We start from the raw sequence: 17,021 nt of genomic DNA, 5'->3' as shown, positions 1-17,021 counted from the left end.
TTCGTTGGAGAAAAGCTCAATCCCGAGCTTGATAAATCTTTTTTAGGGATTTTAGCACCAGCGGCATTTCCGCGAGGGGAATCATGTTGGGACCATCGCTCAAGGCCGCCTCTGGCTGGGGATGCGTTTCGATAAACACACCATCAGCCCCCGCGGCCACCGCCGCACGGGCCAGCACCGGCGCAAACTCGCGCTGGCCGCTCGACTTGTCCCCCCCCGCGCCGGGCAACTGGACCGAATGGGTGGCATCAAACACCACCGGGCACTCAGCCTGCCGCAGCCAGGGAATGGCCCGCATATCCGCCACCAAATTATTGTAGCCAAAAGTCGTGCCGCGCTCGGTCACCAACAACTGCCTGCCCCCCAGCTCACGCGCCTTGCGCACCACCTGCAACATCTCGGCCGGGCTGAGAAACTGCCCTTTCTTTAGATTGACAATCTTGCCGGTGGCCACCGCCGCTTCTATCAAATCCGTCTGCCGGCAGAGAAACGCCGGTATTTGCAGAATGTCCACCACCTCACCGGCCATTTGAGCTTGCTCCTCCGTATGCACATCGGTCAGCACCGGCAGACCCGTGCGCGCGCGGACTTCTTTCAACACTTCCAGGCCGGCCTCCAGGCCGGGGCCGCGAAAAGACCTGGCTGACGTGCGGTTGGCCTTGTCAAAACTGGCCTTGAAAACCAACGGCATACCCAGCCGGCGGCAAACTGGCTCCAGCTTTTGCGCCACTTCCAGGCACAGGGCCTCGCTTTCAATAACACACGGTCCGGCGATGACAAACAACTCCCGCCGGCTGCTCAAGCGTTTCCAGAGGCCCGTGTCAGACTTTGGCATGGCAATTTTGTACCAAGCCTGTGCGGGATTGTCCACCCTTGGCGCAAACTGTGGCCGGTCACCGTTCAAAGCCATTCCTCTGCTCATGGATAAATTTATTTCCCATTAAGGGGAAGAGCGGGTACCTTGTGCCCCAAGGCCAAGGCCAGGAAATTCATCCTTGCCAGCGGCCCTTGTTTACAAACCTTATGCTGACCTTGCCTACTGTCACCTTGAAACCCGGCGAAGCCGACCGCGTAGCCGCCGGACACCCTTGGATTTATGCCGGCTCCGTCTGGCGCGTCACGCCCACCCCGCGCGATGGGGAAATTGTCCAGGTCAAAGATTCCCGCCATCGTTTTCTGGGCGTGGGTTTTTTCAACTCACGCTCCAAAATCCACGTCCGCCTGCTGGACCCCCAGCGGGTCCAGGTGAACGAAGCCTGGTTTGAGCAACGGTTGCGTGCGGCCTGGGAATTGCGCCGCCGCCATCTGCCGCAGGCCACCAGCCTGCGGGTCGTCAACGCCGAAAGCGATTTTCTCTCCGGCTTGATTGTGGATAAATACGAAGACCACCTGGTCCTGCAAATTTCCTCGCTGGGCATGGACGCCCGCAAGGAAATGGTCGTGCAAGTGCTGCGCCGACTATTCTCTCCCAAGGCAATCGTGGAGCGCAGCGAGACCGCGGCCCGCAAATTCGAGGGTTTGGACGAAGCCCAAGGCACGCTCTGGGGCGAACCGGCTCCGATGGTCTGGGCGCGGTTGAACGGTCTGGAAATGGCGGCGGACCTTCAGACCGGCCACAAGACCGGCCTTTATCTGGACCAACAGGTGAATTACGAGCTGGTGGCGCGTCTGACGCCGGGGGCCCAGGTTCTGGATTGCTTTAGTTTTGTCGGCGGTTTTGCCCTGCACGCGGCGCGGGCAGGCGCCGCTCACGTGCATTGCCTGGAGCAGAGCGCGGAAGCGGCCGCCGCCCTGCAAACCAATGCCCAACGCAACGGCCTGGCCGGCCGCATTTCGGTGGAAACAGTGAACGTGTTTGACTGGCTCAAGGCTCAGACCACCACCCGCCCGCACGAAAAACTCATCCCACGATATGATGTCATCATTCTGGACCCGCCCTCCTTCACCCGCACCCGCGCCTCCGTCCCCGATGCTCTCCGCGGGTACAAGGAAATCCATCTCCGGGCGCTCAAATTGCTCAAACCAGGGGGGACACTCGTCACCTTCTGTTGCTCGCATCACGTGCCGGCGCCGCTTTTCCAGGAGGTCATCACCGCCGCCGCCGCCGACAGCCGGCGGGTGTTGCGCCGCGTGGCCATTTACACCCAATCCCCGGACCATCCGGTGCTGCCGGTCATTCCGGAAACCGAGTATCTCAAAGGGTTTGCCTTTGAAGTCGCCCGTTAGGCGGCCTTCAGGCGCTCAAACGCCGATTTTCGGAAGCCTTGGCCGCCGCCTCATCGGCCGGCAGGGTGACATGGAAGGTTGAACCACGCCCCATTTCACTCTCCACCCAGGCCCGGCCGCCGTGGCATTGGATGATGTGTTTGACAATGGCCAGGCCAAGGCCCGTGCCGCCCGCCTCGCGTGAACGGGCTTTGTCCACACGGTAAAACCGTTCAAAGATGCGCTCGCGGGACTCCGGCGGCACCCCCGGCCCGTCATCCGCCACCGAAAGCCTTACCATGCCCTGGTCCAGGCGCTGGCCGGTTATCTCCACCTTGCCGCCCACATGGCCGTACTTGATGGCATTGTCCAGCAAGTTGAACAGCACCTGCTGCAGACGATCCCCATCGGCCCATGCCTCCAATTCCTCCGGCACCTGGTTGAAGAATCGGATTTGCTTGTCGGCCGCCCGGGTCTGCAAATCCTCCATCACATGCTGCACCGTCTCGCGCAAGTTGGTGGGGCGCAAATTGAACAACACCTTGCCGGACTCCAGCCGGGAGATGGTCAGCAAATCCTCGATTAAAAACGTGAGCCGGTCGGTGTGTTTCTCAATGTTTTGCAAAAACCGGGTGGCCACGGCGGGGTCGTCCTTGGCGCCGCTCAAGAGCGTCTCCACAAAACCCTTGATCATGGCCAAGGGCGTGCGCAGCTCATGACTTACATTGGCCACAAACTCCTGGCGCGTTTTTTCCAGTTGTTTGAGGCGGGTCAGATCATGAAAAACCATGATGGCTCCCTGCTGCCGCCCCTGCCGGTCCAGCACCGCCGAGCCATTGACCTGCAGATAACGCGGCGTGGCGCCCGGAAGCTCAATCTCCACCGCCGCCACCGTGCATTCCTTGAGCAGGCGGTGGGCCATGCGCTCCAATTCCGGCAAACGAAACGCCTCAATCAACGTCAATCCCCGCAAATCCCGGGCAAATTGCAGCAAATCTTTAAGGGACTGGTTGAAGAGCTGGATGCGGCCCTGCTGGTCGAGCACCAGCACTCCCTCAATCATGCTGTTGAACAAGGCCTCCTGCTGGGCTTGAAACTGGGCCTGAAGCTGCTGCTGTTTTTGCAGGGCCTGCCGGGTGTATTCACGCTCGGCCAGCTCGCGGGCGCGGCGATGGCGGCGCTCCATCCACCAGGTGTGCAACACCACCAGCGCCACGCCCGCGGCAAAGAGCCACAACGCCCATTGTTCATCCAAAAACGTCACAACCAATAAACCGCCGCCGCTCCCCCGTCATTCGTCGGTGAACCGATACCCCACCCCGCGAATGGTATCCAGGTAGCGGGCCGCCGGCCCGAGTTTCTCGCGCAAGCGCCGCATGTGGGTGTCCACCGTGCGGGTGTCAATCAGGTTGTCGTATTCCCAGACATCCTGCAGAAGCTGGTCGCGCGATTGCACCCGGCCCCGCCGTTGCGCCAGCACGGTCAGCAAGCGAAATTCTGTGGCCGTCAAATCCACCTTTTTGCCCTTCACCGTGACTTGATGCCGCGGGATGTCAATGACCAGGTCGCCCGCGCGGATTTGCTCCTGCTTTTCCTCGGTGGGCTGGCCGCGGCGCAGCATGTTCTTCACCCGCAACACCAGCTCGCGCGGACTGAAGGGTTTGGTGACGTAGTCATCGGCGCCCAATTCCAAACCCAGCACGCGGTCAATTTCGGCCGCTTTGGCTGTCAGCATGATGATGGGGATTTTCGCAGTGGCAGGGTCCCGGCGCAGGGTCTTGCACACCTCCATGCCGTCCATCTCCGGCAGCATCACGTCCAGGATGATTAAATTGGGCTGCGCGGTCCGGGCCTTTTGCACCGCTTCGGCACCGTCATCGGCGCTGATGACATCGAATCCCGCACCTTTGAGATTAAACTCGATGAGTTCCACGGCATCGGGTTCATCATCCACCACCAGGATTTTGGGCTTCATAAGGACTCAACTATGGGCTTGGGTATCATTCATCCCCGCGGCAGGCCGGCCAGGGGCCGTGGCGCCACCGTGGCGGATGTCACGTCCTTCATACAAATAAACCACATCCTCGGCAATGTTTTTGGCGTGGTCGCCAATGCGCTCCAGGCTCTTGGTGATGGCCATTAAATGCAACGCCCACGCCGTCGCCCCGGGCTGTTGCTGCAGGTACTCTCCCAGATTCCTATGCGCCTCCTTGTTCAACCGGTCCACTTCCTTGTCCCGCGGAATCACCGCCCGGGCGCGGTCCGGTTCGTGATTCACAAAAGCATCCAGCGCATCTTTCAACATGAGCAGCACCAGTTGGGTGATGCGGGGGATGTCCACAAATTCCTCCAACGGCAGCCCCGGCGGCAGCTCCTGCGCGCGCCGGGCAATGGTGGTGGCGGCGTCGCCAATCCGCTCCAGTTCATGGGAGATTTTCATGGCCCGCGTCACCAGGCGCAAGTCGCTGGCCAGCGGCGCCTTGGCCAGGGCCTGAATGGCCAGCTCATCAATCTCCACTTCAAAACGGTCCAGCACATCATCCTCTTGGGCCACTTGGGCGGCCAGGCTCCGATTCTGCTCCAGCAGGGCTTTGACGGCGCGGCGCACGGCGTTTTCCGCATGGCTCGCCATGGTCAGCAACTGCTGTTTCAGATGCTGTACTTCCTGTTCAAAATGCTGAGACATAACGTCGCTCCTTCCTGCCGGGCTCAACCAAACCGGCCGGTCACATAATCCTCGGTCTGCTTCCGCGCGGGATTGGTAAAGATTTTCTCCGTGGTATCATACTCAATCAACTCACCCAAATAAAAAAAGGCCGTCATATCCGAAATGCGCGCCGCCTGCTGCATGTTATGCGTCACAATCACAATGGTGAAATCCTTTTTCAAATCCAGAATCAAATCTTCAATGCGCGCCGTGGCCAGGGGGTCCAGCGCCGAGGCCGGCTCATCCATGAGAATGATGTCCGGCCGGATGGCAATGGCCCGCGCAATGCAAAGGCGCTGCTGCTGGCCGCCACTCAGGCCCATGGCGCTGGTATGCAGGCGGTCTTTGACTTCATCCCACAACGCCGCCGAGCGCAGGCTTTGCTCGACAATTTCGTCCAGCTTCTTGCGGTCGCGCACTCCATGCAGGCGCAAGGCATAGGCGATGTTTTCGTAGATGGACTTGGGAAAAGGGTTGGAACGCTGGAAAACCATGCCCACCCGTTTGCGCAGCTCGATGACGTCCACCTCCGGCGCATAAATGTTCTGACCGGCGATTTCTACCTCCCCTTCCATGCGTACGCCGTCAATCAAATCGTTCATCCGGTTAAAACAGCGCAGCAAGGTGGATTTGCCGCAGCCCGAGGGGCCAATGAAGGCGGTCACCAGATTGGCGCGGATGTCCATGGTAATGCGGGTCAGCGCCGGATTCTGGCCATACCACAGGGAAAGCTCCCGTATGGCAATCAGCGTGGACGAATTGGCCAGCCCGCTGCCCCGGCGGGGGTCCTGACTGAGCTGTGTGGCAAGTGTTCCAGCCATAAGCGATGTCAATGAGATAACCGCATCTTCTTGCGCATGCGGGCACGCACTAAAATGGCAACGAAGTTCAACGCGAAGGTCAGCACCAACAGCACCACCACCGTCGCGTAGAGGATGGGGCGCGTCTGTTCGATGTTCGGCGATTGGGTCGAAAAAATGAACACATGATAACCCAGATCCATGAACTGATCGGTCAACGATTTCGGGAGCCCCGCCATATAATAGGCCGCGCCGGTAAATAAAATGGGCGCCACCTCGCCCGCCGCGCGGCTGATAGCCAGAATGCCACCCGTCAAGATGCCCGGCAGCGCATTGGGGAAAACAATGCGCAGAATCGTCTGCAGTTTCGTGGCGCCCAGCGCCAGGCTGGCCTCGCGCAGCCCCAACGGAATGGCGCGCAGGGCCTCTTCCGTGGCCACAATCACCACCGGCAGCGTCATCACCGCCAGGGTGGCGCTGGCCCAGATTAAGGCCGGCTTGCCCCAGTGCGGTTCAGCGTCACCCGGGTACAGTGCCGCATCCAGCCTTCCGCCGATGAAGCTGATGAAAAACCCCATGCCAAACAATCCAAAGACAATGGAAGGCACCCCCGCCAGGTTGTTGACCGCCCCGCGGATGATGCGGGTGAAGATGCTGGTGGAATGGGCGTATTCATTCAGATAAATCGCCGTAATTACGCCGATGGGCAGCACGATGATGGTCATCAGAATCACCCGCGCCGTGGTGCCCACAATCATGGGCAACACCCCCGCCTGGTTCACATCAAACATCTCCCGGTCAGACATGCTGAAGATGAAGCGCCAGCTCAGCCCCTCCTTGCCATGCCACAGGATGTTGCCCAGGATGACCGCCAGAATCAGCAGAATCAACAGCGTAGCCACTCCCGTCAGCCCCGTGAAGAGCACTGAAAACGGATCGCGCCGGGTGCGGGTCAGGGAAATCGGTTGGGTGCTCATGCGCGTCCCTCCAAACGCTTTTTCAGACGGTGGATGAACCAATCCGCCACCATGTTGCCAATGAAGGTCACCAAAAACAGCAGGGCCCCAATGAGGAACAGCATCCGGTAATGATGACCGCCCACCACCGTCTCAGCCATCTCCGCTGCGATGGTGGCCGTCATCGTACGGGTGGAATCCAACAAACTCCAGGAAACGATGCTGGCGTTGCCGCTCGCCATCAACACAATCATGGTTTCCCCGATGGCCCGGCCGAAGCCCAGCACCACGGCCGCAAACACGCCGGGCACCGCCGCCGGCAATACAATGTGCCAGGCAGCCTGCCATTTGGTGGAGCCCAGGGCCAGCGCGCCTTCAGTGAAACTCCGCGGCACGCTGGTCAGCGCATCCTCGGCGATGCTGAACACCACGGGAATGATGGCCAAGCCAAGGGCGATGCCTGCCACAAAGGCATTGAGGCGGGACTCATAGCCAAAAATGTGCTGCAGGAACGAGGCCATGACAATCAGGGCAAAAAATCCCAAAACCACCGAGGGAATGCCCGCCAGCAGTTCAATGCCCGGTTTGAGCCATTCCTTGAGCCGCGGTGAGGCCAGTTGGGAGACATAAATGGCCGCTCCCAAAGCCAGAGGCACCGCGAATAGTAAAGCCACCACCGAAGCCTTGAGACTGCCGATGATCAAGGGAATGAGGTTGTATTTGGGAATTTGCGATATCGGCTGCCAGATGTACTCCGGACGGTCATAATCGCTCCATTGATAGGGCAGGAGCAGGTAGCGCCAGGCCGTGGTGTTCACACGCGCGTCTTTGTCGTCCGGAATTTCCTCCTTGGCCTCCAGGCGCACTTTCATCATCTCCAGCAGGGCCTCCCGGTCCATCCGTGCATACTCGGCTGGTTTCAGGTGAAGGTAGGCCTGAATCTCCTGCGGCGTCATTTTGTCAAAATCCTCCAACGGCCTGACATTCTTGACGGCGGAGGAATCCATGCGCCCCAAAATGATGGGCAACGCCTCCCGGGTGACGAACAGGAAAATTAGAAAGATGATGACAGTCGCCGAAAGCGAAACCAGCAGGATGAATTTCTCAGCCAGCCATTCCAGTGGCCGCGCTTTGTGCCCGCGATGAAGGCCCATCCACCCCGCAGGGCGATTGGTGCCTGTGTATTTGTGCGGCATGCAGAATGTTCCGCAAAACAGGTTTGGAAATGCCGCCCCCCCGCAAGGAAGGGCGGTTTCAGGCCGGCAAATTATTCCCCGCGCATCTTTTCAGGGAGCGGGAAGAAGCCAATGTCCTTGACCACCTTCTGCCCTTCGTCACTGCGAATCCAGCGGATATACGCAGCCACCTCCCCCTTATCAATGGCCGGGTTGACGTAAATGTAGAGGAAACGCCAGATGGGGTACGTCCCATTTACGACCGTCTCTTCGTTGGGTTCAATGGCCGGGCTGTTTTCATCCTTCTTTATGGCCAGATGCTTCACCCCGGCCCCGTAACCCGCTCCCCCATAGCCGATGGCAAAACGATCCTTGGCCACCGCCGCCACCACCGCGGCCGTGCCCGGCATGGTCTGCGCCGAGGCGGCAAAATCACGGCCCAGCAGCACATGCTCCTTGAAGAATTCGTACGTGCCCGAGCTGTTCTCGCGGCTGTATAGATTGATCCGCGCATCCGGCCCCCCGAGTTCCTTCCAATTCCGCACCTTCCCGGTGAAGATGCGTTGCAATTGCTCAAGGGACAGCTCTTTGATGGGATTGCTCTCGTGCACAAAAATCATGATGCCATCGAGCGCCACCTTGTATTCGGTGGGGCGCCGCCCGAAGTTGCGCAGGCAGGCCTCGATTTCCTTGCCGCGAATCTTGCGCGACGAGTTGGCCAGGTCCGTGGTTTGATTTTGCAGGGCCGCCAGGCCAATGCCCGAACCGCCACCCGTCACTTGTATCCGCGTGCCCGGATTTTTCGACATGTACACCTCCGCCCATTTTTGAGCGAGGATGACCATGGTATCCGAACCTTTGACGGTGACCTTGCCCGCCTGTGCTTCCGGGGCCAGAGTTAACAAACCGGCCGCCAGACCGATTCCGAAGAGCGCGTATTTCATATTCTTCATGCTGCTTCACACTACCAGATGAATATGGCGGCCGTGTTACATTCACGTTAGAATTTCCAGGAGACGTCCACCTGCAACCGGCCCGCCTCCGAGCTGGCCCGCGCCCCCGGAGCCGCATAACTATTAATCAAATCACAGAGAAAATAGCTCACGGCGATGGTGGTGGAATCAAAGGGCGAATATTGCAGGCGCACAATATGCCCGCGCACATTGGTGCCCGGCCCATAGCCGGCCGCGCCACCCGCCGGAGCCACCCCATAAAATCCGCCAAAATCAGAATCCACCAGTTCTTCAAAGAAAGCATCCGCCCCGAGGTGCTTGTAACGGTAGCTGAGTTCCCACAAACCCCGTTTCCCGGCCTTGCCCAGGGTAAAACCCGCCGACCATCCATAATTTTCATCCTGTACGGCCGGATTATGCAAATAATCCAGCTCGACCCGGATGGGGAAGGGATTGGGGTAACGCCAGAATTTTTCCAAGGTGTAGGTCGCGGCGAAGTCCACATAAACGGGATTGTAATGATGCACCAACGCTCCGGCGGCCGTGCGGGTGTTGCCCCGGTTGGAATTGAACACCTGCCCGCTGGCCAGGTTTTGCACGTCACTTACCCCAAACCACGACACCCCCAGGGAAGTTTGAAAATGCAGACTCCATTGAGCCTCCCAGCGAGTTTGCACCCCCACGAGGTAGCTGTCATGACTGGCGCCGCCCAGTTCATTTAACACGAAGCCGCCGCCATTGAGGGCCAGGGTATGAACATCATTAAAGCGCCGTTGCAACTGCAATGCCGCGCCTTCGGGGGTGTAATCCTTGTCAAACACCATGTCACTGGTGACAAAGGGGTTCTCCATCTTGCCGCCCGTGACACTGACGGTCCACTGCGGGTTGTTCACTGCCGTCCACTTGCCATAAGCCAAATCAATGTAAACGTACTTTTTGCTGGCGTTGTTGCCAAAGGTGCTGTTGCCGGAAATGGGATCACCGCCCGTCGCGCCCGCCTCCCCTGAAGTCAGCCGAAAGCCGGCCTGCAAGTTGTCCCAAAAACCGGCCACCGCGCCAAAACGCAGGCGGTAACGAAACCGATGCCTGTCCAGCGCAGTCGTTGCCCCCGCCGCCGACTGGTTATTGGGCATTTGAAATCCTTCATACCGCACCCGCACGTCCCCGTGGAAGTGCAACGAGGTCACCCATTCGGGCAGGCCGCTTTTCACCGAGTAGGCCCGCCGGAAATCTTTGTCCGCCTCCTCCCGTAGTTGCTCGGCTTCCTGTTTCGTCAAAATGCCCTTCTCCAATAGCTTATCAATCAGAGCGTCGGCCGATTGTCCCCAAACCCCCGTTGCCGTTAACAAACAGCCAGCCAGAAGCCCCCTGCAGAACCATTTGGTGAAGTGGTTGTTAATCATAAATAGATTCAAAAATTCGCATTTTACGGACTGCTGATAAGGGATATTTCCGGAAAAATAAACGAAAGAATCGTGACATTCTTGTTACGAACACCTCGGGCTTGTCGCCTGAATGACGGAGCATTCCCAGCCTGAAGGGGGCCCTGCCGCGCAAAGTTATTCAGCCATGGGTTTCCACTTTCCTCCCCCTGCCTGCCATAAAACCAGGGCGCACTTTTCCATGAAATAATAATCGCCCGAACACCACGGGATGTCCACCCAGCCCACCAAGGTTTCCGCCGGCACCGCTTCAATAAACATCGCCGCGGCGAACAGAGAGCGCGAGAAGTTGAGTGGGTTGGTGTAATTTTCCCCGCCCACCAGACGGTCACCGAAGGCCATCCACCAGCCGTTGCGCTCCCACCGAAAGGCCGCCAGCCGTTGGGCAGCCACCGGCTGTGCGTGACGCCGTAAAGCCGCGCCTATTTCCGGGGTCAAGGCGCAGTACCGCGCCAGCTTGTTGTTATGCAGGCTTTTGCTGGCTGAGCGGGTGGATTTTTCGAGGATTTTGGGGTTTAACCGCTCCAAATCCACCCGCCATTGAAGCCATTGCAGCCCGCGCCGGCGCACCGCCTGCATTGCGCCTTCATCGCCATTGAGGCGCGCCAGCCGCGCATAGCCCAACGCCCCCGCCAAATGCCCGTTGAGCTGCTCGGCTTCGTCATTCTCATAATCGCGTTTAAGCGGGTCAAAGGTGTAATTGCTTTTGAGCAGGGGCGTCACCACCTCCTTCACTCGCGGCCAAAAACGGCGAGCCAGTCCGCCATCGCCAGTGGCATGGCACCAGACCCAGAAACTATAGACGCCGAAAAGACTGCGTGCGGCGGCCGGCGCCCCCGCCCGGTATCCCTCTGGGACCTCGTAAGCTTCTCTGGGACGGCCCTTGCTCCAATCCGGGCCGCGCCCCGCAAAGGGCAGGACGCCGGCCTCCATTTGGGCACGGCCAAACTCGCGCACCCTCGTAGCCAGGGGCTGACTGAGATACGGCAGGGTCAGCGCCAGGGCGTAAAACATTTCATCGGGATGCCCAAAAGCAGTTTCATAACCGCTAATGCCCAGGGTGTGATGCATGGGACGCCAGGGGTAACCTTCCAGGAATGTCAACACATGCGCCTCGAGTTTGGCGGCAACCCGCCTGGTTTCCGCATGGCCAGGAGCCGACAACGGCCAATCCGGGATTTCCCCCACCAGACGCTCCCAATCAGCTTCCTGCAGTTCAAGGCGGGGCAGGGTCAAATTCTGGCCGTTGACCTCGACGATGTTCTGCGCCGCCATCCGCCATGGCACTGTGCAGAGCACCCCCAGCGCTATAAGCAGCCACGTCATGCCCTTGTTCATGGGGTCGCCTCCAGACACAGCACTTGTGAACCCACCGGAAAAAACACGCGCCCCCCGGCCACCGACACGATGGCCCGCGCCGGGCCGTGCCATTCATTCACCAGCCCATAAGGCTGGCCGGCAGCGCGGGCTTTTTCGTAGCCCCCTTGATTCTCCCACCCGAAGTTGCCCGCCCCATAAAAGCCGCCATAAGTATCGCGCTTGCCGTAAAAATTACGAACCATGCCCGTGAGCAAGTTCAGCTCGCCCAGGAAACCTTGATGGTTGCTGAACAACCGCCCCGGCGCGCAAGACAAGGTTTGCGTCTCATCGCCAATGTAATTGAAACACATCCACGGCATGTCCTTGGCCCCCGGCGGGCGTCCCACCTCGCGGGAAGGATAACCATGCTGAACCAACGTCACCCGGCCATTGGCCAGATTGATTTTGCCAAAACAGGTGTAGGACCGCACCTCGCCGCCACCGTCCCAGGTGCCATACGCCGAACGCAACTGCGTGAACACTTCGCCAGTCTCCGGATTCACGCAGGGCGGCGTGAGCGGGTTATGCAGACCGCCGGTGTATAAAATCGGCGCCACCCAGGCTTCCTCGCCATCGCTGGCGCGCAGCGCGTAAAAAACCTGCTCCTCCGGATGTTTCCGCAGATGCTCCACGATAAACGCCTGTTCACGCTCCACGTCCTCGGGCGTCCCCGGAATGTATCGCGGATCCTTGCCGGCAAATCCCGCGCGCCGGACCAGCATCTGCTCGTTTTCCCCAAGGATGGTGTGAAAATCTTTGACCGGCGTAGTCGTCACAAAAATGAGTCCGCGAAACACCACCGGGAAATAATCGCGCGCCGTCAGCCCCGCCAGTTTGCGCGAGCGCCACGCCAGCCGCCCATCGGCCACCTGCCAGCAATACACATGCATATCCTCCGACACCACCACCACCCGCTGGCCGTCCTCGGTCAGACTGGGGCTGTTCAGAATGGGCGCCCCCGTGCGCTGTTTCCACGCCAGCGTGCCGTCCGCAGCGTTCACCGCGTAAAACCAGCCATCCCGCGCGCCGCAAAAGACTTTGCCTTGGTGAACCAGTGGCGCGCTCCAAAATCCTTCCTCCGCTTCAAACGCCCACAACCGACGTCCGTTGGCGGCGTCCAAGGCATACAATCGCCGGTCCATGGAGGCCACATAAACTTTCCCGGCGTCGTACATGGGCGAATGCCCAATCGGGCCGCCCGCCTGAAATTTCCAGCGTTCTTCCCCGGTGACCGCGTCCCATGCGTAAAAATTTCCCGCATAAGTGCCCATATAGGCCAACCCGCCGCCCACAATGACCTCCGCCCGCGGGCCAGTTAGCTCGCGGTACAGCTCCTTGCGCCAAACCAGGCGCAACGGATGGGCGGGAAACTCCGCATAATAGCCATGACGCTGGGGATTGCCGTGCAACGTGGGCCAGTCGGCGGCCAGCGCACTCAGACTCGCGCCAAAGCCAATAAAGCCCAACACCAAGGCCGATGCCCAGCCGCGGATTTTCACAACCGCCAGTCTATACCGGTCAGCCGTCATTCACAAGCAGGGTTTGACCGGTTTTCTTGATTGTTTTTAGTGGGAGCCAGCGCCTTTCTCTTCCGTCCAATGCAACTGTGGCAAAAATTATGCTAATAAAACGGCCATTGGCCTGTCATACCTATAGCTGGCAAACGCGTTAACGAGCCCATGCAGGACAACACCACAGGCAGCCCGGCCGCCGGGGCGGGGGAGACTTTGCAGGCGTTGTTTGAGGCCAAAGAATCGGCCTTGCTCCTGTATGCCCAGCGGCTCACCGGCGATGCCGGAGCCGCCGAAGACGTCGTCCAGGAAGCTTTTATGCGATTGCACCGCGAATATGCACAGGTCCGCCAGCCCGTTCCGTGGCTGTACCGCACGGTACACAATCTGGCGGTCAACCATGTGCGGGCTTCCCAAAAACTGGCCCCGCTGCAACCAGCCGGGGGAGACGACCCGGAATGGGATGTGGCCGATGACACCCCCATGCCCGACGAACACCTGGCTCGGCTGGAGGCCATTGGCCAAACCCGCCTCTGTCTGGCCACCCTGAATGCGCGGCAACGCGAGGTGCTCCGGCTCAAATTTGAAGAGGGGCTTTCTTACAAGGAAATCGGCGCGCGCCTGAATCTGAATGTGGGGCATGTGGGATACCTCCTGCACCACGCCCTCAAAGATTTGGCGTCCGCTCTCAAACAAACCGGTGTGCTATGAAACCTGAATTGCCCATGGACCCGCGCACCGACTTGGAGGCGCGCGTCGTAGCCCTGCTGCTGGGCGAAGCCAGCCCCTTTGAAGAAGCGCAATTGCTGCGTCTCATCGAGCAGGACCCGGAACTGGGGGCATTTTATCGTGACATGCAGAAAACGGTAGGATTGCTGCGCGAAGTTGCGCGTCCCAAGTCCGCCACCGACCAACCAACTCCCCAAGCCGGGACTGCGACGCCTGCGAATACCCCAAAACTGTCCCCCACCCGCCGCGCCGCATTGCTGGCCGCGTTGCAAAGCCCGCCGGCTTCCGCACCAACCCCTGCCCCCCCGCAAGCAGCCCCTGCCCGGCGAGCCAATCTCCCCGAAGCCACCCGCTCCACCCGCGCACGTGGCATTTGGAGCAGGATGCGCCAACCCATCGGCCCCTCATGGCATTGGGCCATCAAACTCGCTGCGGTAGTGGCCCTGCTGGCATTGCTATGGTCACTGACGTTGCCCGCCTTGGCCCCCGCCAAGGCAAGGTCACTCAGGGTAGCTGAACTGAATCGGCAAAAAATGGCCGAATTGGAGAAAAGGCTCGCTAAAGAATCCCGCAAGGAGGACGATGCCTTCGCCCCCAGCCCGGGTGCCCAGCCAGATGGATGGCAAGGACGTCGCCGCACCCTTGCCGGCGCGGTTGCATCTCAAACCGCCGCTCCACCAACCGACGCGCCCATCACGGCTCGCTTCGCTCAAAATATCTATCTTCCGCCGGCCACTGCAGAGGCGCCGCTTCCCGCAAAGCCAGGTGACATGGACCGCAATAAAACACTGGGCGATAAACTCGCGGTGTTGACCGACGAGTCCTTCATCAACACTCCCCCGCCCACCACTTTTCACGACACCTATGCAGTTTCTCCATGGGAAAACGAGGGTTTCGGAGGCAGGTTGGGGCGCCCCGTCAACTCTCCTGCCCCTGGCCCATCCACGCCCGCTCTAGTAACGCGTGACCTGAAAGACGCCGCCAAAAACGAAAGTGTCAATGGTCTGGCCGCCGCCAACCGCCTTGCTGGCCCGCCAGCAGCAACCCCGGCAGCGCCAGCCGAAACGCCCATTTCCCAACTCACCGGCCTGGGCTTGGCGGGCGGGCAGGCATTGGGCAACGGACGCGCCGACGGCTCGGCCAACATCGGCATGGCCTTTGACTCCGTGGATAATTTGCAACGTCAGTCAGTCCAGAGCGAGGATTGGGTGACCAACCTCCCACAACAAAATTTTGCTTACGGCACAGTCAACTTGGGCAAGTCCCAAACAGAAGCAACGGAGCAATTCTGGAAAGAATCTCCCAGCCTTGGCTTCACCCTCAATGCCAATGTGGCAGAGGCGGCAGGCCGCCTGCCCAAGGAACCGGAGTCCGCGGGGGTGCAACTTCAGGAATTCCGCTCTTATTACAGGGCGCCCTCGGCCAGCGAAACCACACTCAAACGGTTATCCGAACAGGACGGCACCCGCGAATTGGAGCGCTTGGCCCGTCAGTCAGCCCAAATGCCCCAGCCCAGCGGCCTCAAGTTCGCCGCCGGTGGTGTTGGTGCTGCGACACCCCCCCCCACAACTCCCACTCCCGCCAGAAAACTGGAAGAATCCGCCGCCACAGCCGAAAAAGAAGTCCTATTGGAACGCCTCGAAGCAGCCAAGAAGCCCGCCTCTGGCGCCGAAGCCAAAGCCACGCCCGTCCCGATGGCTCCCCCGCCACCCGTCGCTGCCATTCAACCAGCCGGAGAAGAAACCTTGGACAAACGCAAAGCCGGAGCTTCCCTGCCTCCGCTGATTCATCCCATGGAAGTGCAAACCGCGCCCAACAGCGTGGTCAACTTCAGCACGTTTTCACTGAACGTCAGTGATGTTTCCTTCAAAACCGCCGCCGCCAGCCTGCAGGCCGGCCAATGGCCTGACCCCAATTCCATTCGCGTCGAAGAGTTCATTAACGCCCTCAATTACCGGGACCCCGCTCCCGCCCCCGGCGCACGGGTTGCCTTCAACTGGGAAATAGCTCGTCATCCTTTCGCTCATCAGCGCGATTTGGTGCGTTTCTCCATCCAAACCGCCGCCCTCGGCCGCCAGGCCGCGCAACCGCTTAACCTCGTACTGCTGGTGGACAACTCCGGCTCCATGGGCCGCCCGGACCGTGTGGCCATCGTGAGCCAGGCCTTGCAGGTACTGGCCGGCAAATTGCATCCCCAGGATAAGATTAGCGTGGTGGCCTTTGCCCGCCGTGCCCAGCTCTGCGTGGATGGCCAGCCTGGCCAGCGCGCGAAAGAGGCCATCCAACAAGTGCTGCGCCTCAACCCCGAGGGCGGCACGGACCTCGGCGCCGGCCTGGACCTGGCCTACCAAACCGCCCTGAAACATTTTCATCCCAGCGCCAACAATCGCGTGCTCCTCCTCACCGATGGCGCCGCCAACCTGGGCGACGTGGACCCCGAGATACTCCGGCAAAAAGTCATCCAACACCGCCAGCGAGGCGTGGCGCTGGACTGCTTCGGCGTGGGTTGGGAAGGTTTGGACGATGACCTACTGGAAGTGCTCTCCCGCAACGGAGACGGCCGCTATGCGCTGCTCAACGAGGTCGAGCAGGCGGCGGCTGAGTTTGCCGAAAAATTGGCCGGCGCATTGAATGTGGCCGCCGCCGATGTCAAAACTCAAGTCGAGTTCAATCCCTACCGCGTCACCGCCTACCGCCAAATAGGCTATGCGCGCCATCAGCTCACCAAGGAACAATTCCGTGACAATACCGTGGATGCCGCCGAGCTGGCCGCTGCCGAGGCTGGCAACGCCATGTACGCGGTTCAGGTCAACGCCCAAGGCAGCGGCCCCCTGGGCGTGGTGCGCGTGCGCTATCGCGTCCCGGCCACCGGTCAATACGAGGAGCGGGAATGGATTTTGCCCTACACCCCGCAGCCCCCCCCGCTGGCGCAGGCCTCTCCCGCCATGCGTTTGGCCGCCAGCGCCGCCTTGTTGGGCGAATATCTCTCGCGCAATCCTTATGCCGGCGAAGTCCAACTCAAGGTTCTGGCCGCCATTGCCGGCAGTGCCGTGAAGGCTTTCGAGCCAGACCCACGCCCGCAACAATTGTTGACCATGCTGCAACAGGCCATGCGACTCGAAGGAGTGCAATAAAGTGCTCGATGGCCATCGCAGCCCCGGCAGTCGGTTTAATTTGAAAATAA

14 protein-coding genes are annotated in these 17,021 nt (G+C 60.1%); 3 read left to right on the top strand and 11 right to left on the bottom strand.

Annotation, left to right across the window (positions count from 1 at the left end; all coding sequences use genetic code 11):
• Positions 1-16: 16 nt before the first annotated feature.
• Entirely contained in the window at positions 17-835 is an 819-nt protein-coding gene (gene kdsA, locus NXS98_RS02135; protein WP_283846819.1) for a 3-deoxy-8-phosphooctulonate synthase, read from the bottom strand.
• 188 nt (positions 836-1,023) lie between these two features.
• On the opposite strand from kdsA, the gene NXS98_RS02130 reads away from it, so the two are divergent.
• A complete protein-coding gene (locus tag NXS98_RS02130) occupies positions 1,024-2,226 on the top strand; it encodes a class I SAM-dependent rRNA methyltransferase (RefSeq protein ID WP_283846818.1) in 1,203 nt (400 codons plus the stop codon).
• Between the two features lie 7 nt (positions 2,227-2,233).
• On the opposite strand, the gene NXS98_RS02125 is transcribed toward NXS98_RS02130, so the two are convergent.
• The 10 genes from NXS98_RS02125 to NXS98_RS02080 form a co-directional block, all read right to left on the bottom strand.
• Positions 2,234-3,469 (bottom strand): sensor histidine kinase, encoded by a 1,236-nt coding sequence (locus tag NXS98_RS02125; protein ID WP_283846817.1) that lies wholly within the window; start codon positions 3,467-3,469, stop codon positions 2,234-2,236.
• A 27-nt stretch (positions 3,470-3,496) separates the two neighbouring features.
• The gene (locus tag NXS98_RS02120; protein ID WP_283846816.1) at positions 3,497-4,180 is read right to left on the bottom strand and encodes a response regulator; all 684 of its coding nucleotides are present in this window, start codon (positions 4,178-4,180) and stop codon (positions 3,497-3,499) included.
• 6 nt (positions 4,181-4,186) lie between these two features.
• Positions 4,187-4,891 (bottom strand): phosphate signaling complex protein PhoU, encoded by a 705-nt coding sequence (gene phoU / locus NXS98_RS02115; protein ID WP_283846815.1) that lies wholly within the window; start codon positions 4,889-4,891, stop codon positions 4,187-4,189.
• Positions 4,892-4,914: 23 nt separating this feature from the next.
• Complete coding sequence (gene pstB / locus NXS98_RS02110; protein WP_283846814.1) at positions 4,915-5,733, bottom strand: phosphate ABC transporter ATP-binding protein PstB; 819 nt, start codon at positions 5,731-5,733, stop codon at positions 4,915-4,917.
• Between the two features lie 8 nt (positions 5,734-5,741).
• Entirely contained in the window at positions 5,742-6,689 is a 948-nt protein-coding gene (gene pstA, locus NXS98_RS02105) for a phosphate ABC transporter permease PstA (RefSeq protein WP_283846813.1), read from the bottom strand.
• Positions 6,686-7,864, bottom strand: a complete 1,179-nt coding sequence (gene pstC / locus NXS98_RS02100; protein ID WP_283846812.1) for a phosphate ABC transporter permease subunit PstC — start codon at positions 7,862-7,864, stop codon at positions 6,686-6,688. Before pstC ends, pstA begins: the two co-directional genes overlap by 4 nt.
• Positions 7,865-7,935: 71 nt before the next feature.
• Positions 7,936-8,787 (bottom strand): phosphate ABC transporter substrate-binding protein, encoded by an 852-nt coding sequence (locus NXS98_RS02095; RefSeq protein WP_283846811.1) that lies wholly within the window; start codon positions 8,785-8,787, stop codon positions 7,936-7,938.
• 56 nt (positions 8,788-8,843) lie between these two features.
• Positions 8,844-10,199: a putative porin gene (locus NXS98_RS02090; RefSeq protein ID WP_283846810.1), complete on the bottom strand. Its 1,356-nt coding sequence runs from the start codon at positions 10,197-10,199 to the stop codon at positions 8,844-8,846.
• 156 nt (positions 10,200-10,355) lie between these two features.
• Positions 10,356-11,564 carry a hypothetical protein gene (locus NXS98_RS02085; protein ID WP_283846809.1) on the bottom strand — a complete coding sequence of 403 codons (1,209 nt, stop codon included), beginning with the start codon at positions 11,562-11,564 and terminating at the stop codon, positions 10,356-10,358.
• Positions 11,565-11,572: 8 nt separating this feature from the next.
• The gene (locus tag NXS98_RS02080; protein ID WP_283846808.1) at positions 11,573-13,096 is read right to left on the bottom strand and encodes a BamB-related PQQ repeat family beta-propellar protein; all 1,524 of its coding nucleotides are present in this window, start codon (positions 13,094-13,096) and stop codon (positions 11,573-11,575) included.
• Positions 13,097-13,276: 180 nt separating this feature from the next.
• On the opposite strand from NXS98_RS02080, the gene NXS98_RS02075 reads away from it, so the two are divergent.
• Together NXS98_RS02075 and NXS98_RS02070 are read left to right on the top strand one after the other, a co-directional pair.
• Positions 13,277-13,819, top strand: a complete 543-nt coding sequence (locus NXS98_RS02075) for an RNA polymerase sigma factor (protein ID WP_283846807.1) — start codon at positions 13,277-13,279, stop codon at positions 13,817-13,819.
• Positions 13,816-16,971 (top strand): YfbK domain-containing protein, encoded by a 3,156-nt coding sequence (locus NXS98_RS02070; RefSeq protein WP_283846806.1) that lies wholly within the window; start codon positions 13,816-13,818, stop codon positions 16,969-16,971. Before NXS98_RS02075 ends, NXS98_RS02070 begins: the two co-directional genes overlap by 4 nt.
• Positions 16,972-17,021 lie beyond the last annotated feature (50 nt).

The organism is Fontisphaera persica (assembly GCF_024832785.1).
Taxonomy (GTDB): Bacteria; Verrucomicrobiota; Verrucomicrobiia; order Limisphaerales; family Fontisphaeraceae; genus Fontisphaera; species Fontisphaera persica.
Note: the sequence above shows the minus strand (reverse complement) of the source record. Positions and strands in the feature narration are given on the sequence as shown.